Source organism: Paenibacillus sp. NPDC057886, assembly GCF_042796655.1.
Lineage (GTDB): Bacteria > Bacillota > Bacilli > Paenibacillales > Paenibacillaceae > Paenibacillus.
Window position 1 is genome coordinate 132,971 of record NZ_JBHVMZ010000012.1, and the last position, 26,664, is coordinate 159,634.

25 protein-coding genes are annotated in these 26,664 nt (G+C 45.4%); 16 read left to right on the forward strand and 9 right to left on the reverse strand.

The genetic code is table 11. The features are described from left to right. The first annotated feature begins 4 nt into the window (after positions 1–4). Positions 5–592, forward strand: coding sequence for a hypothetical protein (locus ACFVQB_RS30750; RefSeq protein WP_379448446.1), 588 nt, complete (start codon positions 5–7; stop codon positions 590–592). A 196-nt stretch (positions 593–788) separates the two neighbouring features. Here ACFVQB_RS30750 and ACFVQB_RS30755 read toward each other — a convergent pair whose 3' ends face one another. Continuing rightward, complete coding sequence (locus ACFVQB_RS30755; protein ID WP_379448449.1) at positions 789–1,001, reverse strand: DUF6366 family protein; 213 nt, start codon at positions 999–1,001, stop codon at positions 789–791. A gap of 121 nt (positions 1,002–1,122) precedes the next feature. Further along, entirely contained in the window at positions 1,123–1,692 is a 570-nt protein-coding gene (locus tag ACFVQB_RS30760) for a hypothetical protein (RefSeq protein WP_379448451.1), read from the reverse strand. A gap of 239 nt (positions 1,693–1,931) precedes the next feature. Between ACFVQB_RS30760 and ACFVQB_RS30765 the strand changes: the two genes are divergently transcribed. The 8 genes from ACFVQB_RS30765 to ACFVQB_RS30800 all read left to right on the forward strand — a co-directional run bounded on the left by ACFVQB_RS30765 (position 1,932) and on the right by ACFVQB_RS30800 (position 7,434). Further along, positions 1,932–2,504 (forward strand): RNA polymerase sigma factor, encoded by a 573-nt coding sequence (locus ACFVQB_RS30765; RefSeq protein ID WP_379448453.1) that lies wholly within the window; start codon positions 1,932–1,934, stop codon positions 2,502–2,504. Next, on the forward strand, positions 2,479–3,324 hold the full coding sequence (locus ACFVQB_RS30770) for a hypothetical protein (protein ID WP_379448455.1): 846 nt from the start codon (positions 2,479–2,481) through the stop codon (positions 3,322–3,324). The genes ACFVQB_RS30765 and ACFVQB_RS30770 overlap by 26 nt, the downstream gene beginning before the upstream one ends. Continuing rightward, positions 3,305–4,180, forward strand: a complete 876-nt coding sequence (locus ACFVQB_RS30775; protein WP_379448457.1) for an ABC transporter ATP-binding protein — start codon at positions 3,305–3,307, stop codon at positions 4,178–4,180. The genes ACFVQB_RS30770 and ACFVQB_RS30775 overlap by 20 nt, the downstream gene beginning before the upstream one ends. Next, on the forward strand, positions 4,177–5,247 hold the full coding sequence (locus tag ACFVQB_RS30780) for an ABC transporter permease subunit (protein ID WP_379448459.1): 1,071 nt from the start codon (positions 4,177–4,179) through the stop codon (positions 5,245–5,247). The genes ACFVQB_RS30775 and ACFVQB_RS30780 overlap by 4 nt, the downstream gene beginning before the upstream one ends. Before the next feature lie 133 nt (positions 5,248–5,380). Continuing rightward, positions 5,381–5,884, forward strand: coding sequence for a hypothetical protein (locus tag ACFVQB_RS30785; RefSeq protein ID WP_379448462.1), 504 nt, complete (start codon positions 5,381–5,383; stop codon positions 5,882–5,884). Positions 5,885–5,925: 41 nt separating this feature from the next. After that, positions 5,926–6,405 carry a GyrI-like domain-containing protein gene (locus ACFVQB_RS30790; protein WP_379448466.1) on the forward strand — a complete coding sequence of 160 codons (480 nt, stop codon included), beginning with the start codon at positions 5,926–5,928 and terminating at the stop codon, positions 6,403–6,405. 136 nt (positions 6,406–6,541) lie between these two features. Further along, positions 6,542–6,991, forward strand: a complete 450-nt coding sequence (locus tag ACFVQB_RS30795; protein ID WP_379448468.1) for an SMI1/KNR4 family protein — start codon at positions 6,542–6,544, stop codon at positions 6,989–6,991. Further along, entirely contained in the window at positions 6,988–7,434 is a 447-nt protein-coding gene (locus tag ACFVQB_RS30800; protein ID WP_379448471.1) for a hypothetical protein, read from the forward strand. Before ACFVQB_RS30795 ends, ACFVQB_RS30800 begins: the two co-directional genes overlap by 4 nt. Before the next feature lie 101 nt (positions 7,435–7,535). On the opposite strand, the gene ACFVQB_RS30805 is transcribed toward ACFVQB_RS30800, so the two are convergent. The 5 genes from ACFVQB_RS30805 to ACFVQB_RS30825 all read right to left on the reverse strand — a co-directional run bounded on the left by ACFVQB_RS30805 (position 7,536) and on the right by ACFVQB_RS30825 (position 14,551). Next, complete coding sequence (locus tag ACFVQB_RS30805; RefSeq protein WP_379448480.1) at positions 7,536–8,747, reverse strand: alginate O-acetyltransferase AlgX-related protein; 1,212 nt, start codon at positions 8,745–8,747, stop codon at positions 7,536–7,538. A 14-nt stretch (positions 8,748–8,761) separates the two neighbouring features. Further along, positions 8,762–10,183: an MBOAT family O-acyltransferase gene (locus tag ACFVQB_RS30810; protein WP_379448482.1), complete on the reverse strand. Its 1,422-nt coding sequence runs from the start codon at positions 10,181–10,183 to the stop codon at positions 8,762–8,764. A gap of 121 nt (positions 10,184–10,304) precedes the next feature. Next, positions 10,305–11,456: a hypothetical protein gene (locus ACFVQB_RS30815; protein ID WP_379448485.1), complete on the reverse strand. Its 1,152-nt coding sequence runs from the start codon at positions 11,454–11,456 to the stop codon at positions 10,305–10,307. A gap of 18 nt (positions 11,457–11,474) precedes the next feature. After that, a complete protein-coding gene (locus tag ACFVQB_RS30820; RefSeq protein ID WP_379448487.1) occupies positions 11,475–13,754 on the reverse strand; it encodes a glycosyltransferase in 2,280 nt (759 codons plus the stop codon). Positions 13,755–14,146: 392 nt separating this feature from the next. Next, positions 14,147–14,551, reverse strand: coding sequence for a CBS domain-containing protein (locus ACFVQB_RS30825; RefSeq protein WP_024631266.1), 405 nt, complete (start codon positions 14,549–14,551; stop codon positions 14,147–14,149). A gap of 147 nt (positions 14,552–14,698) precedes the next feature. Here ACFVQB_RS30825 and pbp4 point away from each other — a divergent pair, with 147 nt between their 5' ends. Continuing rightward, a complete protein-coding gene (gene pbp4, locus ACFVQB_RS30830) occupies positions 14,699–16,783 on the forward strand; it encodes a penicillin-binding protein PBP4(5) (protein WP_379448489.1) in 2,085 nt (694 codons plus the stop codon). A gap of 528 nt (positions 16,784–17,311) precedes the next feature. On the opposite strand, the gene ACFVQB_RS30835 is transcribed toward pbp4, so the two are convergent. Next, positions 17,312–18,067, reverse strand: a complete 756-nt coding sequence (locus ACFVQB_RS30835; RefSeq protein ID WP_379448492.1) for a class I SAM-dependent methyltransferase — start codon at positions 18,065–18,067, stop codon at positions 17,312–17,314. Positions 18,068–18,340: 273 nt separating this feature from the next. On the opposite strand from ACFVQB_RS30835, the gene ACFVQB_RS30840 reads away from it, so the two are divergent. The 6 genes from ACFVQB_RS30840 to ACFVQB_RS30865 all read left to right on the forward strand — a co-directional run bounded on the left by ACFVQB_RS30840 (position 18,341) and on the right by ACFVQB_RS30865 (position 23,672). After that, positions 18,341–18,760, forward strand: coding sequence for a VOC family protein (locus tag ACFVQB_RS30840; RefSeq protein ID WP_379448520.1), 420 nt, complete (start codon positions 18,341–18,343; stop codon positions 18,758–18,760). Positions 18,761–18,976: 216 nt separating this feature from the next. Further along, entirely contained in the window at positions 18,977–20,221 is a 1,245-nt protein-coding gene (locus ACFVQB_RS30845) for an FxLYD domain-containing protein (RefSeq protein WP_379448496.1), read from the forward strand. 14 nt (positions 20,222–20,235) lie between these two features. Continuing rightward, the gene (locus ACFVQB_RS30850) at positions 20,236–21,387 is read left to right on the forward strand and encodes a S1C family serine protease (RefSeq protein WP_379448499.1); all 1,152 of its coding nucleotides are present in this window, start codon (positions 20,236–20,238) and stop codon (positions 21,385–21,387) included. A 120-nt stretch (positions 21,388–21,507) separates the two neighbouring features. Further along, positions 21,508–22,107: a TetR/AcrR family transcriptional regulator gene (locus tag ACFVQB_RS30855; protein ID WP_110001783.1), complete on the forward strand. Its 600-nt coding sequence runs from the start codon at positions 21,508–21,510 to the stop codon at positions 22,105–22,107. 33 nt (positions 22,108–22,140) lie between these two features. Next, positions 22,141–23,361 carry an MFS transporter gene (locus ACFVQB_RS30860; RefSeq protein ID WP_379448503.1) on the forward strand — a complete coding sequence of 407 codons (1,221 nt, stop codon included), beginning with the start codon at positions 22,141–22,143 and terminating at the stop codon, positions 23,359–23,361. Between the two features lie 143 nt (positions 23,362–23,504). After that, the gene (locus tag ACFVQB_RS30865) at positions 23,505–23,672 is read left to right on the forward strand and encodes a DUF3934 family protein (protein WP_379448506.1); all 168 of its coding nucleotides are present in this window, start codon (positions 23,505–23,507) and stop codon (positions 23,670–23,672) included. Positions 23,673–23,849: 177 nt separating this feature from the next. Here ACFVQB_RS30865 and ACFVQB_RS30870 read toward each other — a convergent pair whose 3' ends face one another. Beyond that, complete coding sequence (locus ACFVQB_RS30870) at positions 23,850–25,613, reverse strand: methyl-accepting chemotaxis protein (protein ID WP_379448508.1); 1,764 nt, start codon at positions 25,611–25,613, stop codon at positions 23,850–23,852. Positions 25,614–26,664: the final 1,051 nt, after the last annotated feature.

Below are 26,664 nucleotides of genomic sequence, written 5' to 3' on the forward strand. Positions count from 1 at the left end.
CCGTATGCGAAAAAATGGTTATCTCACATCGGCTATGCTCTTGTTGTTGACCTGTTCAGTTTTGCTCTCTGCCTGCGATGCTATTACTGCCCAGAGCATTACGAATACCGGTTCTGCCCAAGGTATGAACGGTGGCGGAATGATGAATGGCGGTGGCCCGGGCATGAACGGAGGCACACAGAGGGGCGGGGGCCAAGAGATGAATGGCAGAACAGGTGGTAAGGACGATATGCGGGGGATGATGAATTCCGATATTACAGGCAGAGTTGTCTCTGCCACGGGGAGTACAGTCACGATTTCGTTGCTTGAGGTGCAGGATAACTCATCCACAGACGCCAATAATGGAAATGGAAGACAACCAGGTGCCTCCAGAGGCGGAGGCATGGATATGAAAGATACAGGCATCGAAATGATGTTGAACATCAGTGGAGATGTGGATATCACGGAAGGCATGGGCATGGGTGCCCCAGGTAACAACCCAAACGCTAATTCATCCATTCAGGTGTCTGATCTGAAAGAGGGAGATGTCGTTATGGTTTGGTATAAGGAGAACACTGAGACCGTAGAACGAATGGTTGTTACACAGTATTGATATTCGTTGCCTATGATCATTTGCTCAGGAAGTGAAATCTCTATAGTTTGATATATCGGAAATAGAAGAAAGAGCTAAGCACTCTGTTTCATGGAGCACTTTTCCCTTCTGCAAACGAATAAGCGTATTCGGAGGAACGCTTCGAGTACGCTTATCACTCCGATAGCGGGAAATGTATAGTTATCTCTATCCTTATTTAAAACACTAATTTATAAATTACATACCCTATTACCAATAATATAATGAGGATTCCGGTGCCTTTCCATCCCAAACCGCCAACTAAATCTGCGAAGCTTCCAAATTGAGCACGATTGATGCCATCACCAAACGTACCCATGGGGTTTCCTTTTAATTCTTCTTGTCTTAAACGTTCTCTTTGTTCTTCGGGTGTTTCTTCTCGAAAATCCATGTAACCACCCCTGAGATTTGATTTTTGTGGTAAACAGAACCTATATTCAAAAAGAGCACAGGTGATCCAAAGTAAGCCAGGAACGCTTTGTGCTCTTTGCTGTATTCAAATGATGTAGGACTTATGGTTCGATGCTTAGATCGAAATTGGGCTCACACATATAGTCGATCGGGTAGAGATCATCCCGCGCGGAGATTAATGTACGAAGGTGCAGGTAACGATTGTGAGGTTGTACCACAACACCACCGACAGAATAGGGGATAAGTTCGGCTACGACGAAAACATCCTCTGCATGGTTACATTTGAAGATTACATTATTCGGGTTACACACTTCCTCCATATAACTGTAGGTCATGACATGAAAGGAACGTCCCTTCCAAATCGTTTTAATTACTTTATAGGACTGTGTCCGCACAAGATCAAGATAACGTTCCAGTGAAAAGGTATGTTCAAACTGGGTGATATACCCCTTTTTATCCACATCAATGGTAAATTCCACATCATAGCTTACGTGAAACTCTTCCTTGTACGTTCCCTTCATCATCTTCATTGCATCAAAGTATAATCCGAATTCAGTATCTTCCACGTAGGGAATGGCAATGAGTTTAGGGTCAACATGATGAGTAATCTCGCTGTTGCTGGAAACGCCCGTATTCAACTTGGTAGGCTGAAGATTAATTGATCCAATCATGCTCCCGGGAAAACCGGGACTGCAACTTATACGCATAGTCATCTCCTTCGTTGTTAGTCAATCATTAGACGAAAGAGTGAAGGGAAAGTTGCACCAGAATAAGGAAGTCAAAATCAGGACAGTCCTATTGAAGGAATATTAGCATTTAAGATACTTTCCTATATCCAAATAAATGAAATCAATATTTATGATCTTTTATGATCAAGTTATCGTTAATTGAATTGAGGGGGTGAGGGAGGTTGGGTGATGAAGAGTTGATTCATGAGATTCATAAAGGCAGCCGGGCTGCGATGGAAGTACTAGTGAAGCGACATTATCATTCGATATTTACTTATGTGTACCGGAAAACTGGAGATTATCATACTGCTTATGATCTAACCCAAGAGATATTTGTAAAAATGATGAAGTCACTTGGCAGCTACCGGGACAACGGGAAATTCAGTCACTGGCTGCTGAAAATTGCAGTGAATCATTGCATGGATTACTTTCGGGGACGGGATTTCAAGCAGCAAAACAGAGAGAGTGAGTTAACGGAAGAATCCCTCCCTGCCAGTGAGCACCAGAATGTGTGGAATATCTTCTATAAACGGCTTCAGAATGACCAAGTCAGACAGGCGGTACTGAGTTTGCCGGAGCAGCAGCGGGATGCTGTCATTCTGAATTATTACAACGGACTGAAGATCAGGGAAGTTGCCGAGCTGACGGGAAGTAACGAATCGACGGTGAAATCACGGATACGCTTGGGCATAGCGAAATTAAAGGAGATCATTGTGGGAGGTGAGCGAGATGAAACGTACAAAAAGCCAAGATAAAAGGAAGCGCACCACTGAATTGGAGATGGAGGAATTCAGCGAGATTGCCTCTTACCTGGATCAATATGCCGTTGAGTTTCCATCCCAGATGGAGATCGATAAGACGATCAGGGCACTGGAGGCACACATGCCGGGACAGATGAGTGAACATCTACAACAAACACCTGGGAGGTCATTAAGAGAATTGTTCCAGATCGTTCGAGGTGAGGTGATGATTTTCCACAAATCCTACTGGCTGGTGTGTGCAATGCTTCTGCTAATCGGGTTCTGGTTGGGAATCCACAGTACAATCAACCCTTACATGAGTGGACTTGTTCTGGTACCTGTACCTTTTGTTCTCGGGCTGCTGGAAGTATTCAAAGGTCGGGATCAAGGGCTGATGGAAATGGAACTAACCTGCAAAATTACGGCACAGCAGCTGATGCTCACCCGCCTGATTGTAGTACTCGCAGGAAATATGGCATTTGTGCTGCTACTTATGCTAGCGGTATCCGGGGGAGCAGGTGGTTCCATTTCATGGAGTGCCATAGGCCTATGGTATACCCAGCTAATAATTGCGGCAGGGGCTAGTTTGTGGCTGGCTATGCGTGTTCGGGGTGGAACAGCCGTTAGTATCTTTTTGGTAGCATGGTTCGGATGCTTGTGGCTTGTATTAAGCAATCCACGATTCATTACTCTAGTACAATCGATTCAGACGTCAGTGCTTGCTGCACTTGCATTATGCGGAGTCATTCTGTTGGTCAGTCAGATTGGGCAGATGACGCGAAAATATACATCACAAACGGAAAGAGGTTATTCCTTTGATATTGACCATGGATAACGTATCCAAGAAGTACAGGAACAAGTGGGCCGTGAAATCGTTCTCGCTGGAGATATCCAGCGGTGGCGTTTACGGTCTGCTCGGACCGAATGGAGCAGGAAAAACAACATTGCTTCGTATGCTAGTCGACATCTCCAAGCCAACATCAGGGCAAATTCTGCTGGATGGGCAATCCATTGAACAAATGGGGGATCGTTATCGCAGTATATTGGGCTATATGCCGCAGCGGTTTGGATTTTATAACCGATTCAGTGCTCATCGATTTCTCATGTACATGTGTTCGTTGAAAGGGTTGAGTGTGAGTCAAGCCACTGTTCGTGTGCAGGAGACATTACGAATGGTTGACCTGGAAAAGCAGGCACAACATAAAATTCGTACGTTCTCTGGGGGCATGAGGCAGAGGCTAGGAATTGCCCAAGCGCTGCTGAATGATCCGCAAATTCTAGTTCTCGATGAACCCACGGCTGGTCTTGACCCCAAAGAGCGTATTCGGTTCCGTAACATTATCGGCGAGCTGGGTAGAGATCGAATTGTACTGTTATCGACGCATATTATCTCTGACCTGGAGTTCTCGTGTAAGGAAATGATTCTGATGAACGAAGGTCAACTGATCACTCGGAACACGCCGGAAGAGATCATGAACAGGATGCAGGGCAGCGTTTGGACGGCAGCTCTAACGCAGCAGCAGCTAGCTGAGCTTACCTCGCATTTCAAGGTAAGTGGCTTGTCCTATCAGGCGGATGGGATTGTAGCCAGAATTATTTCCAAAGAACAACCTGTACCGCAAGCTGTACTGGAGACTCCTCGTCTCGAAGACGTATATATGCACTATTTTGACGAGGAGGCGACATCGTGATTCGTTTAACCCAATTTGAATTTGCTAAAATAATGACGCGTAAAAGCGTTTATCTGGCACTCGCCGGGCTACTTGTGCTTCTTGTTTTATATGCCTGTCTCGGACATTCCGGGCCGTTGAACGGTACATCATATTACAAACCCTATGAAGGAGCCATTACGGAGGAGAAGGTTCAGGCCGCACGGGATCAGATGCAAAAAAAGGGTTACAGTGAAGAAAATAAACAGAATCAATATGGCGTATTCTATGAAATCTCGATGTTTTCGCCGGAATCCACCAAGAACTTCACCAGATATGATGACAGCGGGAATGTCATGGAACGAACCGTTACCGTCTCCGAGATTCACTACAATAAACCATGGGGCTATCTGTTGGAATACATTGATCAATTTGGGGTGCTCTTTATGATGATCATGATTCTGCTGGGATTGGCGCCCGTATTTGCAGAGGAATATGCACTGGGAACCGCAGCATTACTACGCAGCAGCAAACGGGGGAGAAGCCAAATCGTATCAGCTAAATGGATGGCTTCCATGTTATATGTAGTGCTATGCGTCATATTGTTTACAAGTGTCAACTTGTTGATCTACTGGTTAAGGTTTGGGAATTTGGCGGGAGCAGATACCCCCATCCAGAGTGTTGGGATGTATTTCCAAGGCTTTTACTATGAATTTTCTCCTTATCGGTTATCGGCGGTTCAGTATTATGGAGTACAGTTGGTCACTCACTTGGCAGGCAGCTTGGTGTTTGGATGTATTGTGTTATGCGTCTCTGTGGTTAGTTCAACGTCGTTTGTCGCCATAATCATTAATGTTGCGATTGTAGGTGTGCCTTATCTGGCATTCGATGTGTTGAACTTCAACCCGGGATGGGCCAAGTGGATTGAGGAATTTTCATTCAGTACTATGATGCGGGTAACGAGGCTTTTTCAAACGCCGGCAAGCTATTCCGTATTTGGACTAGAGCTGTCCTATTTGAATTTGTATATGATCATCATGGCTGTAGTTGCTATCGGAGTCATACTTGGTACTTATCGTACGTTCCGTACTCGCGAGGTTTTTTCTTGATAGAATTCTATTAGGGAAGATCATTATTAAATTGGGGTCCGCAGTTATGCGGGCTTCTTTTACATATGTGATATTTCCAATCGTCCTACTCTTTTGATACAGTAACTGTAGTACATAGCGGAGGTATGACCATATGGAACAATCGCTTCAGGAATTGCTGCGCAATGCGCGCGCGGAGGAGAATACCTTTTTGTACATGCTGCACGAGGAAGCGCGCTTCGACCAGACGTTATTCTGGAAGTATGTGAACAGTATTATGGAACTGACCCGCTTCACCGCTGACCAGCCGTTGGATCGGGAAATGGCGAGCGCCGTTAGCTTCACGTATTCCAAAATCATGGAGCATCTGCAATGGCATCATTCGGATCGGGATGTGTACGAGATCCAACAGTTTCCCTATGAATATGAAAATCTCATCGTGGATCGTCTGGGCAGGGTGGTTGATGGTTTCTTTAAGGGCATCGTGCTGGAAGAGGAGCTTTTTGACTCCAGGCTGAGCCGCCGAGAGGTGGAGGGAACGTACCTCTTCATGGCTCCGGATGCCAGCAGCGCTCATCAATTGTTTCATGAATGGGTGATGGGTAATCACACTCCATATCGCTCTGCAATTAATCTGTCTTCTGAAGATGTTGAATAGCCATCTAAATAATTCGGTTCATTCTGAGAGGAGCATGTTTTATGAATGTGAAAGATAACTTGATTGAACAACAGTCCCTAACTTTTGTAGGCATTAAACGAACGTTCTCTTGTGTGGATGGCGAGAATTTGAGAGAGATTCCAAAGATGTGGCAGGAAGCTTTGGCAGACGGGATAGAAGATCGTTTAAACGAGTTTAATAACGGGGCCGTCTCCGGTTTGGTGGGCATTTGTATAGATCAAAGGGAACTACACAGTGATCAAATGGAATATTGGATCGCAACTTCACACTCCGGGGAAGTACCTGAGGGTTTGTTTTCAATAGAGATTCCCGCGTCCCACTGGATGGTGTTTGAAGCCGATGAATTGGCGCCAGAAGCGATACAGCGGTTGTGGAAGTATATTATGAGCGAATGGTTCGCAGCCACCCCTTACAAGCACGCGGGAATTCCGGAACTTGAGGTATACAGAGGTCAGGGTCTTCCTCCTCAAGTATGGATACCTGTTAAACCGTTATCGTGATTTAACGGATAACAGCGATCTAAAGGTTGTTCTGTCATCGGAGTGGCAAGTGTAAATAACCTTTAGTTCAATTATATAGTACTAGAGGGTTTACTCACCATGGCTGCATCATGTTCTATTCATTAGGAGGCTTAATATGTTATCCAATAAAGTGATTGATTATTGTCAAAATCAGGGCTGGTGGCATGAAGATGTGCCGGCAGAGTACGAAGAAGCCTTACGTAAACTGGGTATTGATCTTGAATCTGATTTTGCACATTTTTATTTGCATGCTGATGATGGTCCGACCTTTTACAGCAGACATCAGGAGATCTATCAGATCTGCTGGGTGATGGAAAACACCGTATATTTGGAGGACATGACGGTGGCTCAACTCACGTTAGGATTGCCAGATGCCTACATCCCGCTGGACAGCTTTGAGGGCGAGGGTGGATTCTTTTATAACCGCCAAACGGGAGATGTGGCTCTGGTCGAGCTTGGTGAATCGATCGAACGTTTCCTGAGCGGTGAAAGTACACCGCAGTGGGCGAACTTCAATACCTTTCTGGAATGGTATTTCGAACTGGAGGAGGAGATTACGGATTGAAAGATTTGACGCCGGAGCATCCCGAACTGGAGAGACAAATTATCGAAACGGTAGAAGCAGGCAATGTCTTGGATGAAACGCAGCAGCATGAGCAAGCCCTGATCTATTATGATCAGGCTTGGGGGATGTTACCCGAGCCGAAGACGGACTGGGAAATGGCAAGCTGGATCGCTTCCTGTCACGTGAATGCACATATGGACCTGGAGCAATACGCGCTGGCGAAGCCATGGGCTGAAATCGCACTGCAAACGCGAAGCTCGGATATTAATACCGGGCCGTGGATTGAGCTGGGTATAGTCTGCATGAGGCTAGAGCAGCATGATGAAGCTTTTGCAAATCTGGACCTGGCGTATGTATATGGCAAGGAGAGAGCGTTTCAAGGAAGCCCGCGTGACGTTTTGCAATATTATAAGGAACAGAAGGCGAAGCGTGAACGAAACTGATCGATTGGATTACAAAAGAAAAGGGTACCCTGTCTGCCAGATCATTGGCTGTGGGGTACCCTTTCTTTCGACTTTATATAGATGAATGATCCTTCATCGAATTAATCTTTTGATCCGTAAGGGAAAAATTCATCTACGAGATCCTGCGGTGATATCGATACAAAGACGTGATCCAGGTCGGTTTTGCTGGCGAAATCCACGATGTCTCCCGTATAATACCGTGGATCAATCAGGTAAATCTCAGACACAACGGTCGACAGGAAGGAGATCATCGGCACGGCGAGAGAGTCCTTGATGAACAGCACCTTGAGTCCGTTGGGCTTGTCTTTGTTCACCACATGAACAATTCCCTGATTTCCGTACAGGTACGTAAAGTACTTGTCAGCGGTTAGATCATAGGTAGCTCCTTGCACATTCAGCGGATAGGTTGTAAGTAAAGCATCCTCAAAGCGACCGTTCAGTGTGGCTTCCGTCTCGCCGGTCTTGAAATAGAAGGAATAGTCCGTTTTGAACTTCGGATAAATCAGATCAAAGTCATCGTCACCAGCAAAGTATTTCCCGGCTTTTCTCCCCTGTGATCCAATGAAAATATCCTGATATGGAACCACATTATAGTTATTTAAGTCCGTGAAATAATGATCCGGGTCCAGCGGTTTGTCATACATGCCGTCCAGATGATTCACGAGCTGGCCAAAGGCCCAGAAGGCGGTCTTGATTTTCCAGTGGTGATCCGTGGTGAAAAAGAGATCCTTTGCCGGAATACCACTTTCCAACAGACCTTCGCGCAGATCCACCGTATCGATGCCATCCTGCTCGAGATTGGCCAGAAAGCCATCGGCTGTTTCGTTGTTATAATTGTAAGGAATGCCTTCCGGGAACTGCGTATACCCACGTACGTATTTATCTGGTGTCATCACATAGGTCAGCTTTGTTTTGGGGTCTAAATGTGCTCCCAGCGCAGCAACCTGATCCGACAGATCTTTCGTATCCGTCGGCCCTGTAGCAAAGTAGGTATAGTGCAGCTTGCCCTCCATGTCTTTCACGACCTCGAAGTTGTTCTCCTCGTTCTTCCACATGAGTGACTGCATATATCCGTACGCTTCCACGAAGCCGAATTTATCGAAGACATGTTCATTAATGTCGTCATCCAGTTCGTGAATCAGTTCTTTGGCTTCAGAATAATGATAGTCCGCTGAAGCCAGCGTCTTTTGGATCGGCCCGAAGGACTGGATAATATTTAGGACAGAGAATGTCACGAGCACGAGAATGAAGAGGAAAGCCGTGATTCTCTTTTTGGCAAAAAAGTTGTGCATGCTTGTGCCTTCTCTCAGAAATTGAAATAAATAAACGGATTGTATGTACCTTTGACCAGATACGATACACAGACCAGGAATAAAACGATGATGGTAAGAGGGTATACCAGTTCCAATGGTTTGCTGAAACGTGCGCCGTCGACCATCAGTTTGTTCATCCGGGTGGCAATCGGCATGCAGAACAGAATACCCAGAATGAAGAAGAGCGCGTATTCCTTCAGGAACATCCAGGTTGTATCACTCCAGAATCCATTGCCGTACAGTCCGAACATATTGCCCAGATAGTTGCCAGCTTGCAGCAGATCCGGTGAACGGAAGATCACCCACCCGATGACCACAATAAACATGGCATACAGATGCCGCAGCGGGTTGAAGCGGGTTCCTTTATCAAAGTTAGAGATTTTCTCCAATGCAATGAATGCGAAGTTAATCAATCCCCAGACTACAAATGTCCACTCCGCACCATGCCACACGCCAGTCAGTCCCCAGACGATGAGCAGATTGCGAATCATTTTATCCTTGTTGGTGACACGTGATCCCCCGAGCGGGAAATAGACATATTCCTTGAACCAGGTGCCGAGCGAGATATGCCAGCGGCGCCAGAATTCAGTGATGGACCGGGAGATATACGGATATCTGAAGTTCTCTTCGAACTTGAACCCGAACATGAGGGCGAGACCAATTGCCATATCGGAGTATCCTGAGAAATCAAAATAAATCTGCAACGTATAGGCGATGGCTCCAAGCCATGCCAGACTTGCCGGAATATCCGAGGTGCCACCCATGCTAAAGATGTGATCGGCGACAATCGCCATGCTGTTGGATAACAGCACCTTTTTCCCCAGACCCACAATGAAGCGGCAGCAGCCCAGTGCGAACTTGTCCCAACTTTCTTTACGGTTGACCATCTGATCCGCAATCGTGTTATAGCGCAGAATCGGTCCGGCAACGAGCTGAGGGAAGAAGGAAATATAAAGCGCCACATAAAAGAGATTTTTCTGCACGGCACCATGTCCACGATACACGTCGATGACGTAGGAAATTCCGTGGAAGGTGAAGAACGAGATCCCTAGCGGTAACGCGATATTCGGGATATTTAGGCCAAAGCTTGTATTCTCATTCACAATACGCAGTGCAAAAGCCATGTATTTAAAGACGAACAGCATACCCAGATTGACGATAAGCATCAACGTAATGATGGTGTAAGCGGCATTCCGTCGTTCTCTGAACTTGTCCACAAGCAGGGCGAAGATATAGTTGAAACAGATGGAGGCCAGCATGATGAGGACAAACCACGGTTCACCCCATGCATAGAAGAATAGGCTGGCAACCAGCAGCAGCATGTTTTTGGCCGTAACCGAGAATCTCAGTATGTAATACAGCCCCAGCACAAGCGGCAGAAAATAAAAAAGAAAGATTACACTGGAAAAGAGCACTGCCTTTCCTCCTTGAGGATCATATAAGGGAGCACGTTGTATCGATTGATGCTATTGATGCAACATGCTCAAGTAAAACAATTACCCGCATCTCAGGATGCGAGTTGGTCTGCAAGGTCATTTACATGCGAAAAGGACGCCTTGCTTGTCGATCTTCCCGGGAACGACGCTTTATGGCTCCGGGGGTATTCCGTTGTCTTCTCCACATCCAGTAGAGGACGAGTCCATGGATTCCGGCAGCTGTTAACAAGAGTCGAATAAACCATCCCACCGATGTTTTCATCAGTGGATCCGCAGGGCTGAGCACCTTGGTAACTTCAGATGGGTCAGGAATAGAACGTGGCGTCCCGTCTTTCTCCTGAACATTCATGGCCGAAGAGCGATCCAGCATGACGGTCGTTGTCAGATTCCATTTGCCATTCACAAGTGCACGTATGGTGGCATGCTCGGCATCGACATCGGTATGAAGCGTCAGCAGTCCATCCGGTGTAATGGATACTCCCTGCACGGGACTGTCGAGCTGGAATTTTACATCAGGCGTTTCTTCTGAGAAGGATTCAACACTGTATTGGGCAATGGATTCCCCGGCTACAGGCTTTACCACGCGTTCGTCACCAGCCATTTGCAAGGTGGTGAGCCCGTTTTCCACCACAGCTTGCTTCTTGGACAACGGCTTGATGTTGCCGATGCGGAAGCTCAGCTTGGCGTTTTCGGGAGTTGTGGTTGTAATGCCCCAGCCAATGACTTTACCCAAATTCACCTGACCTGCCGTGCTGGCTTTGTCCTGGACCATTAGGCTGGAAAAGGGGATACGGATCTGTCCGACAAATCCCGGTTCCAACGCAATCAGGCCGGATATCGGGCGAACCAGTTCAGCCTGTCCGGTTGATTTCTCGACTACGATGACGTTTCGATCATCGGACACAGTAAGGGAGAGTTTATCCGATTGGGTCAGGACGATATTAAGAGGCAGCTTTTGGTCCGACTCATTGCGGATGGAGAAGGTCAATGCACCATAGCTTGACCAGTCTCGATTCTGCAGCTCATAGACGTAGGCCGAATAATAGCCTTTTTTGAGTCCCTGCGTAGAAGTCTTAATCTGAATACTGCCTTTGTTATCAACGCTGGCGTCTACCTTGGCTCCGTTGTTCCATTCATGAAGTGTAGTCCCACTCACCTTGAGCTGTTCTGCCTGAACAGCCTGAACGGGATATATGTTCCATAACACAGCAAGACTGGCGACAAGTGTCAGTTGTTTCCACTTCTTGATCATGCTTCAGTTGCCTCCGTTCTATAAATAAGCCATCTCGTTCAATTCGTCCGAAGAGACGTTGTCTTTGCCCCGGGATGAAGAGCCTTTAGGGCCCTGCTGGATATGTTCCTTATTCCACCGTTTCAGCAGAGCTTCCAATATGGGAATCTGATGGTTGCGAGCCATATCACGAATATTGGTCACACGGTACAGATTGCCTCGTTTGTCACGCAGGGATTGCACCCACACGCATTCCAGTGAGATGTCTTCGCCAAGCGGAAGTTGGATCTCATTGGCCAAATCATGAGGCTCATTCTCCACCAGGACGAATTCATAGTTGAAATCCAGCAATGTCACGGTTCCATGATCTGGCGTTTGCAATTCGCGATTTAGCGCAATTCGTGGCAGCTTCCGGTTGGACATGAACTCACTCTGACCCCGACGTACAAAATTCAGGCGAATGTCTTCAAATGTACTGATATCCTTGTCCAGCTTCTGAGGCAGTGTAGGTTCGCGATCATAGATGATGTGCAGCAGCTGGCGCTGCTCTTGTTCCGTGATATCCTTGACGGTAAAAGCATATTTCCAACGGTTCCCGATCGAAGCGACATGCGCCACCTTGCCTGTAAACTCGCTGGAATATCGATCATTCACCAGTTTAATGCCAATCTCGATATCACTTGGAATGTATTTCGGTGTATCCAGCATGACGGAAATGCCGCCTTCCGAGAGATCGTTAGTGATGCAGGAGATGGTCTCGCCTTCCGTTGTGAGTGTGCAATCCACGGCAGCCATTGAGCGCTCGTGGTTGCGGAACACTTTGCGTCCAGCCAGGAAGAAGATCGACATCATGATATTGTAGAAATTAATCAACAACCAGTACAGCACAACGAGGAAACCAATCGTTCCCTGGCTAAATGTCCAGTGGATACAATTCACGATTCCGATAATGGATAGTACGGCCAGAATCAGATGAGGAATCATCTGTTTAATCTGATAGTTCCGATCATCATTTTGAGCGCCGTCTTTGCGGGTAACGACGAATTTGTTCATCGTGATGCCGAGAGTTTCCAGAATGACGGCTGGCAGAAGGGATGGGAACAAAATGGTCTCATATACATTGGTCCATTTGGTGGTCCGAATATTGCCGGATAACATTCGCAGACAGGTGTTGGTCAACAGATACATCGGCAACCAGAACACGAGAATCTCCAGAATGGTACATTTCACAACCAGAACGCCGAACACGGCAAACAATATGGGTGACATGATGTACAGCAATCGTTTTAACCCGGAGTACCAGTAGGTAATGGAAGAGATATAGTTCAGTTTTTGGGCAAAACTAAGTCCTTTCTTGAAAAGAAGGTTCATCTTTTTGCCTGTCTGGATACAACCGCGCGCCCAGCGTTGACGCTGTTTGATCAGACTTTTCAGATCACCGGGAGCAAGTCCAGAGGCTAGTACTTTATTGGTGGCGAAGCACCGGTATCCTTTGCTCTGCATTTCAATACCGGTAGCAAAATCCTCTGTAATGGAGCCTGTATAGAAACCGCCCACGTCTTCCAGTGCCTGTCTGGAGAGTACGGTATTTGTTCCGCCATAGATGACGGAGTTGGATTTGTTGCGTCCCACTTGTACGTCCCGATAGAAATAATCCTGTTCATTCGGTATCCGGTTCTCGGAGTACAGATTGTACTGGAACTGATCGGGATTATAGAAACTCTGTGGTGTCTGTACAAAACCAATTTTCTCTCCGGTAAGAAAATAGGGAACGCACGACGTCAGAAAATCATGCTTCGGAATCATGTCTGCATCAAAGGTGACGATTAGCGGGGAGGACGTATGCTTCATGGCATTGTTCAGGTTACCCGCCTTGGCGTGTACATGCTCGGTTCGCGTAAGGTAGTTAATGCCCAGGTGCGCAGCCAGTTCCCGCATCTCGGGACGGTTGGAATCATCACACAGATGGATATGTACTTTGGAGCGATCAGGATAATCCATGTTCAAACAGCCGTTAATCGTTTTGAACAGAAGCGAAGTGGGTTCATTATAAGTTGCGATAAATACATCCACATCCGGATATAAGGCTTCGTCAACAACGGGAAGTGTAGGATATTCGAGCCTGGTCATATTGTAAAAATGGACAGCCAGTTCGAACATACCTATAAGTTCGACAATGAGGAGGGCAAGACCTGCGGTCACGGCGAGAGGGCCATGTCCGAAAGGGATCGTGAAGAATGTACGCCAAATGACGTAAATACAAGACATAATCACAGTAGCCGTGACAAGTATCTTGTTGCGTGTACTTAAGTAGTTCAAGTGAATACCTCTTCCTGATTTTTCTGAGTAGTTCCGCCTATCGGATAAAAAGAATGTGATCATTGTACTAAACGATTCTGAACAAATTCTGAAAAAAGAGATAGGACCTCAATAAATATAGAGTCATTGGTTCAATTTTCGATGGTTAATTTTGTCGTATCATAATAATTATTGTAGTTATTTGTCGAAATTTGCACAATATGTTTATTTGTTATTTTCGCAAAGATGAAAATGGGAATTGGATGTTATCTGAAAACACAAAAATGACGAGCCAAGGATTCAATGTCATTAAGTTAAGTAAACATAACTTAATGACATTGCCCAAGGACTCGTCATTTCTGTTGCAGTCTTTTGCCATTGTAATCAGCAAAAGGCCTATTTTCATTCTAAATTTAGTCGGAGATGTTGCGCGTATAATACTCAATAATATCCTTGCGACGGATAATACCGAGGAAGACACGGTCCACATCCACGACAGGCACAAAGTTTTGATCTGCTGCCAACGTCAGCATATCTTCCATTTCCGCCTTAATAAAGACACATTCATTATATACACGGTTGTCGATCTCGTGTACCTGGACCTGATCCATCGTCTCAAATGTCAGTCCGGGGGTGCTCCGCATTTTCCATAACAAATCGCCTTCGGACAGGGTGGCAACATATTTTCCATCCTGGTCAATCACGGGAATGGCTGTATAATGCTGCAATTCAAGCTGCTCGATCGCATCTTTCATGGAAGCGGAAGACTTGATATAGGCCACTTCGGCTTTGGGGAGTAAAAAATAGCTGATTTCCATCATCGGGCTCCTTTACTGTAGTCTCACTATCCTTATTTAAACATATTATGTGAGCTTTCGGCTATTTTTAATGATAAATTCGTCAGATTTGTTCCATTGTTTAATTGGGGCTTGAAATCTATAGTGTATATTAGAGGTGATATGATCATGAAATCGAAACGTAAAATTATTTATGGACTGCTTCCCATCTTATTTGCCGGTGGAATCGGAATGTACTTATACATGCAGAATAGCAAAGCGGAGGAAGTGAAGCCCGAGCCCGTCGTAGATCAATACATAGAGCATTTGCAAAAGAAAGAATTCGATCAACTGTATACCTTGATGACACCTGCTTCGCTGAATGAGTCAGGCATGAACCGTGAGCAATTTGTGGAGAAATACAACGCGATCTATTCGGGCATGGAGGTTTCAGCGGTTAAGGCAGAATTGAAACCAAAAGTAACCGAATCCACAACGGACGACACTGGTAATGAAAATAAAAACCAAAACCCGGATGCCTATGAAGTGGACTACAGTCTGCAGTTAACGACCTTCTTGGGGGAAGTGGACGAGACACATACACTGAAACTGGTGCGTGAAGAGCTTGAGGAAGGTGGCAAAGTCTGGCGGATCAACTGGAAGCCATCCATGATTCTGACTGACATGGTCAAGGGAAGCAAAGTTCGGGTGAGAACACTTTTCCCGGAACGTGGAGACATTGTTGATCGTGAAGGGCTGCCACTCGCAACAAAGGGAAATATATATGAATGGGGCATCATACCTGAGAAACTGGGAGAAAATCCGGAGCCGATGATCGCCCGGATTGCGGAGTATTACAAAGTAACAGAAGATACGATTAACACCGCACTTGCACAGAAATGGGTGAAGCCGGAATATTTTGTCCCGATTGCTTCAACAGAGGACTCCAGGGTGCCTACAGCACTGGCTGGTGTGCAAGTTCAATCCAAGGAAATACGATACTATCCTCTTGGCGAGGCTGCTGCTCATTTAATCGGTTATGTGCGCAAGGCCACCAAGGAAGATCTCGAGAAAGATACGGAAGGCTATTATCGTGCAGAAGATTGGATTGGCAAAGCCGGACTGGAGCAATCACTGGAGAAACAGCTTCGCGGCGAACGAGGTGGCCTGATCGAGATCACCGATGAATCTGGAAACACTCGCTCAGAGCTTATCCGCAAGGATGCAGTGGATGGACAGAATATTCAACTGACGATCAGCTCCGAGCAACAGCGTAAACTGTATAAGACACTATCGAGTAATGGTGACGCCGGAGCGATGGTGCTGATGAATCCAACGGACGGCAATCTGCTGGCACTGGCAAGTGCGCCTGCCTATAATCCGAACAAGATGGTTACAGGACTGACTCAGGCAGAGTGGGATGCATATTCGGCAGATGAGAAGCTTCCTTTTATCAATAGGTTTACGAATCGCTATGCACCAGGTTCAACCTTCAAAGCCATTACGGCAGCGGCAGGTCTGATGGAGAAGGTTACCACAGCGGATAAATCGCATGATATCTCTGGTCTGCAGTGGCGCAAGGATGAGAGCTGGGGCGGTTACTATGTGAAGCGTGTGAAAAGTGTATCCCCGGTGAACATGGTGGATGCGCTGGTCTACTCGGATAATATTTATTTTGCGAAGGAAGCTGTTGAGATGGGCAGCGCCAAGTTCATAGATGGCATCCAGAAGTTCGGATTTGGAGACAACTTTGGACTGGATGAACTGTATTTGAAACCAAGTCAGTATGCAAACGAGGCTCATCTCGATCTGTCATCCGAGGTGTTGCTCGCTGACACATCCTATGGACAGGGAGAAATGTTGATGTCGCCGATCCATCTGGCGTTGTCCTTCACCCCTTTTATTAATGAAGGAAAAATGGTGAAGCCTGTACTGATAGAGGAAAAGGAACCCGCCGAACCGGAAGTTGTGATTACGCCTGAAGTTGCAAATACGGTGAAGGATGCCTTGGGCCAGGTCGTGACCCGTTCGGGAGGAACGGCCCATTCCTTGAACTCACTTCCTGAAGGACTGGCGGCTAAGACAGGGACTGCCGAGCTGAAGGCTAAAAAGGGGGAGAAAGGACAGGAGAACGGTTTTGTCGTGGTGTTTGATACTGAATCACCATCCTTCCTTATAGCCGCGGTCATTGAACAAGTGAACGGACGAGGCGGAAGTCATTATGTTTTGGATAAATTAAAGCCTTTCCTGGAGAAAAAGGGAGTAACACCGTAATTATTCAAGATGCAAATATGCATTAATCGTGATATGTTAAATGTTGTGGAGGTGTTGTTAATGTCCTCAAATGAGGATATAAAAAAATCATTAAATTAATAGGTGAAAGAGCACGGCTCGACGCTAAAATACATGGAACATATGTTGTCTACAGCACTCCGGATGGAGAAATTATAAAAGAATATGCTGATGGAGTAAAAGAAACTATATCTCATGGACCAAGTTTGGATGATGCATAGAATGGGATCTACAATGTTTGTTTTTGCAGGTAATAACGGCAGTGATAAAAGTACAATTAGGAACTTGATCATTGATCGTATTGGTACAAACGTTGATATTGATCCTGACGCCAAGAATGTGTGTCAGATTTTCCTGAATGGGCTGTACAAATAAAAGAACAAATTCATAATAGAAGCAATAATCAAAACAGATAGTAATTGTTAAAAGGCCCAGCCTCCATTCATATGATTTGTGAATGGGGCTGGGCTTTTCCTTTCGTAGCTTATTGTTGGAAAATATAAATTCAGTTTATTTCCGAGCAGTCAGCATAAAACGTGCCGAGTTCGTTCGAATCCCTTTATCGCAGCGATTTTGCTCAACAAACTGTTGGAAGCACTCTAAGTCGGATTCCTTCTCTCCAAAACCGGGAATGATCGGTGCATGGGTCAGCAGGAAAAGCAAATCATCAGGTGTGGCGTAATATTCTGTTGCATTATATTCGTGCGCCTCAATGTCTTGAAAACCCGCTTCCCGAAGTTCACGTTTGTATCGTTCCATTAATGTGCCTGGTTGAACGTCCAGCGATTGTCCGCGGTCAAAAGCCTCTGAGAGATTATATTTATCATTTTCACTGACTTGTTGGGTAAGGAATATACCGCCATCGGCCAATACTCTGAATACTTCTGTAGCGCAGAAGTCGCAGTGTCTGGAAGACACCACATTAAAGAATTGATCTGGAAATGTCAATTGATCTGCATTCATATGCACAAAACGGACATTCGACTTGGAACCGGATGCCTTGAGATTACGCTGGGCTGTCTCAATCATTCCCCGGGAAAGGTCGATTCCAACCAATAACAGTGCGGCATGCGCGATGGACAGAACAGCTTCTCCACCACCTGTGCCAATATCAAGCATTAGATCGGACGGTTCGGTGCAGCGTGTAACTTCCTCGTAGAAGTTCCATCCAATACCCTCTGAAGTCACTTTCAGGGAGCTGAAGTCCCAGCCATTCAATCGACCAATCCGTTCGTAAAAAGTAGTATAGTCCATCTTTTTCTTCATGATATGCTTCCTCCAATGTGAGTTCTTGATTCTAGACAGATGTTGTGCAAAATCGTTACGATTAGATGACGAACAGGCTCAAAAGGGCAGACGTATCCCATGTTAGCTGGTACGCGTTTTGACCCAGCCCGACGACTAATTACTTCGAACGATTCGGAATAACATCCGTTTCACCTCACAGTTTGGAATATCGTTATTATAAAGAATTGACAGCGTATACGCGAGATGTTATTTTGAGGTGAAATCCACTCTATTAGATTGAGGTGATCGATGGTGGCTGTTCGCGCCAAGCAGATTTTTGTCAATTTGCCCGTTAAGGATTTAAAGAGGTCCGTTGATTTTTTTACCAAGGTAGGGTTTGAGTTCAATGTAAATTTTACAGACGAGTCTGCGACTTGCATGATCATTGGAGACAACATCTATGCGATGCTGCTGGTGGAGGATCGTTTTCAATCTTTTATTTCGAAAAAAATATCCAATGCGGCGGACACGGCGGAAGTCATCGTGGCCTTGTCGGTGGAGAGTCGTGAACAGGTCGATCTGATAGTACAAGCTGCCCTGGATGCTGGCGGCAAGCCGTATAATGATCCTCAAGATCATGGGTTTATGTATGGGTGGAGTTTTCAGGACCCGGATGATCATCTGTGGGAAGTTTCCTATATGGATCTAAGTAGCTTTCCTGCGCAAGAATAGAATACATTTGTCAGTGCCTTCCTATTAACAGGGAGGCACTTTTTGCGTTCGTTTATCCGAATCATACAAATTTACACATCCATTTCGATTTGGAGGAATAGGCACGGATTTATCCCAATAACATATGGTGTAATTTACCTTTTTACTATATGATAAGTGTCGATTCATGTAAAAGTAGCATAGTATACATACGTTCTTTTTGATGGAGGGATCAGGGTGTATTGTCACGTATGTGGGACCAAAAGCAGTCCAGGGGACAGCACATGTAGAAAGTGTAGAACAAAATTAAAAGATTCAAGCTCTACAGATGAACAAATTTGGGCAGAAACAGCGGTTGGTCTGGAAAGTGGAACAGGAAAAGCACTAGATCAGTTATCCAGACAGCATCAGTCTGCACCAAAGCAGAGCAACACGGCACAAGGCCGAGCATTTAGCTGGATTATTCCACTGCTTCTGGCAGCGGTGATGGGGACCTTGTTGACTTATTATCACAAGCAGGAGATGGGTATCAATGCGGAGGTAAAATCACTGCATCAACAAGCGGAGCAGGCGGCCTTGGACGGCAAATATCAAGAGGCGCTTCAACTTCTGGATTCGGCTCTTGCGAAACGGCCCAATGTTGATGGACTTGTGAAGGATCGCCAAATTACAGCCAAGGCCTTCAATCTGATGAATCAGCTGAACGAAGCTGCGACAAGTTTGAAAACGGGGAAACTTGCTGCTGGTGACAAGACACTTCAGGCTGTAACGAAAGTGTTGAAAGAGCGAGAAGAACCGGTATTTGCCAAGGTGCGTACGACTTTAAACAACAACAAGGTGACACTGGCTGTCCTGAAGGTGAAGAAAGAAATCGATAGTTTGACAACCGTACAGGCACTTGCTGAGAAATTGGACACTGTATCGAAATTGAAAGGCAAGGAAGCAGAGGCAGTTCAGAAACAAATTATCGACAAGCTGACTGGTCTTAGCTATAAGCAAGCTGAACAGCAAGTGAAGAAAAAGGATTTTACGGCTGCCCTGCAAACCGTTGATCAGGGGCTGTCCTACGCGCCGGAGGATGAAAAACTGACAGTATATCGCGAACGGGTGCTGAGTGAGAAGAAGGCTTTTGAAAAAGCGGAAGCTGATCGAATTCAACTTGCTGAGCAACAAGCAGCAGAAGAAGACCTGAAAAACCGCACAGCAGCGGTGAGCATTGTAGAAGTAGAAGCGACGCTTGATATGTATGGTGACCTGTATATAAGCGGCTCAATCGTGAATAATGCCACTCGGCCTATCTCTTCCGTGACGGTTATGTTGGATATCTACAGCTCAGACGGGGCATATATCGGTCAAACCTATGCGGATGTGTATCCAAACTGGCTTGATGTAGGGGATCAGGGATTTTTTGAAACGTATTATTACGGTGTGTACGAGGAAGCTGAAGTTTCTGTAGTGAACGCAACGTGGTATCTGGAATAGGAGGACAGGTTGGAATGGCCAAACGAATATGGAGTACGATCATATCCAGTGCAATCATTATTGGAGCGGGAGCAGGAGGGGTGTTCTGGATTCATCAGTATTCAGCAGATCAGCTGCAGGATGAACCGAGACTGGCTGTTATCACTACGAAGGAAACGGCAACCACAGCATCTAAACCGTCCTCCCAGACAGCCGCGAAGAAAACACGTAAACAGATTATTGAAGAGAGTCAGAAGAAAGTGGTTACGATTGAGAGCAGCAGTGGACTGGGTTCCGGTTTTCTCTACAATGATCAGGGGGATGTGGTAACCAATGCCCACGTGGTGGAGGGCTCGAAGGAAGTAACGATTCGAACCCTGAATCATGAGGAGTATAAGGGAACCGTTATCGGGATTGGAGAAGAGATGGATGTTGCTGTCGTCAGGGTGCCTGATCTGAAAAAAGTTAAACCGTTGCCTATCGCCAAATCCAAGGCGGAGACAGGAGATGAGATTCTCGCTCTGGGCAGTCCGCTAGGTCTGGAGAACACCGTAACTACAGGCATTATCAGCGGTGTCGGCCGCAGCTTCGAAATTGCCCCGTATATCTATAGTAATCTGTATCAAATCTCGGCGCCCATTACACACGGCAACAGCGGTGGCCCACTGATCAGTGCGGACACCGGTGAAGTATTGGGCATTAATTCTGCCGTTGTGGAGCAGGAAGGCGGAATCGGGTTCAGCATTCCCATCACCAGCGTATTGAAGCAGGTCCAAGCCTGGTCTGAGAAACCATCATCTTCTACAAAGGCGGCTCAGGCGAGTGGGAGTCAGGGATCGGGATCAAACACAGCCTCTTTTGAAGCGGAGGGACTGGTGACCGAATTTTATATGAACCTGAATCTGAATGACTATGTTACCGCCTATGCCTTGCTTGGCAGTGAGTGGCAGAGCGGTATAAGTTATGCCAAGTTCCGTGAAGGTTACATCAACACCAGTTATGTTACCATTGCCGAAGTTTCGTCCTCAGATAAGTCAAATGAAGAAATAGAGGTCACTGCGGTTATTACAGCGGATGAACGGAAAGACGGTGAATTGGTCACCACGAAATATCAGGTTACGTATCAGGTCGGTTATGAAAATGGACTACTGAAAATACTTCATGGTCAAGGGAAAAAAGTGAAATAAAGATGTGGAGGGAGAATGGGCGCCAAGCCGATTCTCCTTTTTGATTGCTTAAGTTTGATGGTTCTGTTAAAATACAGAACGAACGTTCAGTATGCAAGAGGTGGAGTGAAATGTATGAGTATGAATAAAAAGCAAATTCAAACCGAGCAGACCAAGAAGAAACTTGCGGATGCCTCAAGAGCTCTTTTTGTGCAAAAAGGGTATAAAGCAACCTCCATTGAAGATATTGTGGCTGCGACAGGCAGCAGCAAAGGCAATATCTATTACCATTTTAAAAGTAAGGAAGGCCTCTTTCTGTATCTGATTGATGAGTGGGATCGGGAATGGGAAGAGAATTGGGCGGCCAAGGAACATCTGTATCATACTTCTACGGAGAAGATCTACGGCTTGGCAGAACAATTAATCCTCGATGATATGAATCACCCGCTGACGAAGGCGGCAGATGAGTTCTTTACGGGGGAAAAGAAAGAAAATGATATTGAAGAACGAATAGCTTTGATGTTTGAGCGGCATATTCAATTTAACAAACAATTGGTGGAACAGGGGATAGAGAGCGGAGAGTTTAAAGCAGACAACGCAGACAATCTTGCCCTCATTTTGGAAAGTACCATTATTGGACTTAGTCAACTGTCGCGCGGAATGGAGCCAGAACAGGCTCTTGCCTTGTACCGCCAAGCGGCTAGCGTATTCTTGTATGGAATAGCAAAAGATAAAGCTTAAGGCAACATTTTGACAACTACGGAGGATGGAATCATGGCATTACTTACACGGAACAGGGGCGCATTGCTGCTGTTAATGTTTAATATTTTTCTCGTTTTTACAGGTATAGGTCTTGTGGTACCTATTATGCCTGCGTACATGGATCTACTGCATATCACCGGGTTCACGGTTGGTTTGTTGGTAGCAGCATTCTCCTTCACTCAGTTTCTGTTTTCTCCGGTTGCGGGCCGTTGGTCTGACATCTTGGGACGTAAAAAAATTATCGTTGGCGGCATGTTAATCTTTGCTGTCTCGGAGTTTATGTTTGGTGCTGTGAATGCACCAGCGCTGCTCTTCGCGGCCCGGATGCTTGGTGGAATCGGTGCAGCGATGATCTTCCCGGCAGTTATGGCGTATACCGCAGATATTACGACAGATGAAGAACGCGGTAGAGGCATGGGTTTAATCAATGCTGCAATTACTACAGGATTTATCATTGGTCCGGGGATCGGCGGATATATCGCGGACTTTGGCATTCGGATTCCTTTCTATGCGGCAGGTATTGCGGGTTTGCTGGCATCCATCATTACGTTGATTATTTTGCCGGAATCGACCAGAATTACCGGAGAGCAGACCAAACCTGTTGCGGGTGCAGCGAAGGTCAAAGGCCCGGGCATGGTTTCCCAGTTGCTGCATTCGTACCGGGAGCCTTACTTTTTCAGTTTGATTATCGTATTTGTCATGGCGTTTGGTCTGGCTAACTATGAGACGGTCTTTTCTCTGTTTGTGGATCACAAATTTGGTTTCACCACCAAGGATATTGCATTCATAATTACATTTGGTTCCATTGCGGGAGCCGTGGTGCAGGTCTCACTGATTGGCTGGCTGTTAAACCGGTTTGGTGAGAAAAAAGTTATTTCGGTCTGCTTGCTTTTTGTAGCGGTATTTGTACTGTTGACCTTGTTTGTGAACACCTACTGGATGATTCTTGTCGTAACGTTTATCGTCTTCCTTGGTATGGATATTTTGCGTCCGGCAATCAGTACGCAGATGTCCAAACTGGCGGAAGAACAGCAGGGCTTTGTGGCCGGATTGAACTCAGCCTATACAAGTTTGGGTAACATCGCAGGTCCAATTGTAGCGGGAGCACTATTTGATGTGAATATCAACTATCCTTACGTTTCAGCAGCTGCTGTTCTGGCGATCTGTTTCCTGTTATCTCTGCGGGTGGTAAGAGGTGTTAACTCCACAGGCAATGCTAAAGCAGAAATGTAATCCTGATTTATGGAAATGAACGTAAAGACGTCAATCTTTGTTATAATAAGAAATGCTGGAAGTGAAGAAGATGGGCTGGGTTGCATATCAAGTTACCGAGGACGGTCATTTTTAAGCATATACAGGATTATTGGAGTGATAACATGAGCAAAGCAAAAGGAAAAGGCGGCACCGGCCGCGGTACTGGCAAAAAAGGCTGGAACCGTTGGCAAGCCGCCGCTAACCGGGCGAAAAGTACCCCGAAGCCTTATAAAAGTAAAGGCACGAAGAAGAAGGATGACACCGAAACTTCAAGTGACAAGCTCCAGTAAGCTGGCACAAGATAGAGTAGAGAAGGGATCTGACCTGGATGCAGGGAAGGTCTCTTTTTTATCTCATTGCAAGCACGTCATATTTAACGAATAGCAAAAAAACCAAGACGCAGGAATTACTCTCAAGCATCTTGGTTTTTCGTTATTAACGATCTTATTGTTTACTTGGTAACAGGCTTAGTTTGCTCTTACTTTGAAGAATGAGATCAGTTCTTGCAATTGACCTGATACAGCCGAGAGTTCATCAGAGGCAGTAACAATGGAAGCCATGGATGATTCCTGTTCGGCAATGGATTGTTCGATCTGTTTGCTGCTATGTGCTGCTTTGCTGACGCTCGCAGACAACTCATCCGCAGTAGCGGACATTTCCTGTGTGCTGGCGGATATTTCTTCGGTAGAGCTGGAGATATCCTGAATTTGGTTAGCGACTTTGTTCGTAGCTCTCAGAATATCTTCAAAGAATTGGCCCGTCTCCATAGTGACATGAGATCCCTTCTCCACTTCTTGAGAGCCAAGCTGCATAGCTTCGGCGGATTGAAGGATATCGCGTTGAATCCCGTCAATCAAGGTGCGGATCTGTTTGGCAGAATCTTGGGACTGTTCAGCGAGTTTGCGGACTTCTCCTGCGACAACCGCGAACCCTTTTCCTTCCTCACCGACACGAGCCGCCTCAATGGAAGCATTCAGGGCGAGCAAGTTAGTCTGATCGGCAATCTGCGTAATCATATTTACGATGCTGCTAATTTCGTTGGAGCGGCTTTCCAAAGACTGTATAGATTCCGACGTGTGCTTCACAGCACCGGAGATCAGTCTCATCTGCTCAACCACTTGTTGCATAATCTCATGGCCTGAATTTGAACGTTGCTCCATGCTTAATGCCTCATCCGCTACATCTGCAGAACTACTGGCAATCGTCTGCACAACAGTAGACATTTCTGTCATTGCTCGGGCACTTTCCACGCTGGCCTGATCCTGGGAGCGAAGGCCGTGAGAGATGTCCCGGATATTGCTGCTGATCATCTGGATATTATCATTATTTTTCCCGGAAATATCTAATAGTTTCTTGGATGAGTCAGAGAGGTGATAGGATGTCGTTTGGACTTTGAACATCGTGTCATTGAACCGCTGAATCATCGTATTGAATTTTTGATTGATAATTCCTAGATCATCCCGTCCGGTTTGGATGGTTACATCCAGATTACCCGAGCTTGCAGACTCAATACCTTTCATAAGGTCACGGATTGGTTTAAGTGTTTTCTTCAATAGAATATACTGCAGTACCATAAATAGGATCAGGAAAACGATAAGGAAAATACTACTGTATGTAATCAGCTTATGAAGTCCTTTTGGAACTGCGCTTGCATCGACATCAAAGTAAATTGCGGCATAGGTATTGCCCTCCGCATTCTTAATGGGATACATGATTGTTGTCCAAGTGCCATAATCGTCGGTATAAAAGCTACTTAATCCGGGTTCGCTGTCTACTTTCATATCCTCAAGAGCTTCAACAATTTGTGAAGATAAGGGATACATTGTACCTGCTGCCATATTACCTTCTTCGAAGGATTCTACGAGACTGGTTGGAATCGCGATAATAGAGGTCTCATTTCCCTTTTCCAACTCCGTTCCAAAAATATAAGCCTGGGCGATATTGGGATAGAGTTCGTGGATCGAATCCAGATAGTCTCGAAGTACCTTTTGGGCAGGTCCGACATAGTTTTTCTCATTTGCTGCTTCAAGAACCTTGCTTGTATCCAGATCATCAGACCATTTCTGCGTCGTTACCTTAGCCTGATCATATAGCTGTTGAATCAAAATGCCTTTTTGGAACTGATATCCAGCTGTGATTAAAATAACGCCAATTAACGTAATGCTGCCGAATGAAATAACGAGATTTTTAGCAAAGAAGGGAAGAGTACTCCACCGTATCTTATCTAACAAAATAATTCACTCCTTTTTCTAATTGTGACCATCTGGATGCGTGTTCGCTCTTCGTATGGTGCTTTGTATCCATGTGATATATCGTAAAAGGGTTAGATTAATGTTAGTTATTGAATGAAAATGATGCTTTAGGACCAAGGTTTTTCAGAATTTTTCTCATTTCTTTCATTAATGTGTTCATTATTAAAAAATGCGCAAATCTATAACGGCAATTTCCTTGCAATTGGGAAAATTAATTGCCAAGAAGAACAAGATCCCTTCATTTTGAGAAGTGAATTGTTGCCTGACATGTATATACATAAAGGGAAGAGAGATTTATGTTGAAATAAAGATATGCGCATATATGAAATACATTAATACGCAAAATGACTCTAAACGAGAATTGGCGAAGATCGATAAGATCACTGAACAATATCCTATTACTATGATGAAAGACGCAGTATACAAATGAAGCTAACTTAACTAAGTAGTGACATTAATGAAGAAAAGTTTTTATGCCCCTACGAGACAAACTGTTCATTAGAGCTTAGGCGGTGAGATTACAGCCAATATAGGCTATCCCATAGAACTCATAGAGCATATCGCGAGATTCCGTTAGCTTCACAACCACTCGAGTGCATTTATAATAGGAAAGTAGATCAACTAAAAGTAGTGAAATAAAATAATTTATAATATGGGTTGTAATTAGTATTAGAACATGATATATTATTAATCCGGCCAAGAAAACACGAGAAACACGGTGCGGCAAGCGAATGAAATAAGCTTCGAAAGAAACTTTAAAATAAGTGCTTGCAAAGTTGGTTCGGACGTGATAATATATAAGAGTTGCTGAAGAAAAAAGACAGCAACGAGAACAAGTTTGATCTTTGAAAACTGAACAACGAGTGAGTAACGATCTTGCTTGCAAGATCGACGCTGAGGAATCGGTACAAGTTTTCGGACTGTATGATTTCGAGGCAAAATAAATGAGATTTTTAATCTCGTCAGTTTCAAAATGAGCTTATCGCTCTTTTCAATACTTTATTGGAGAGTTTGATCCTGGCTCAGGACG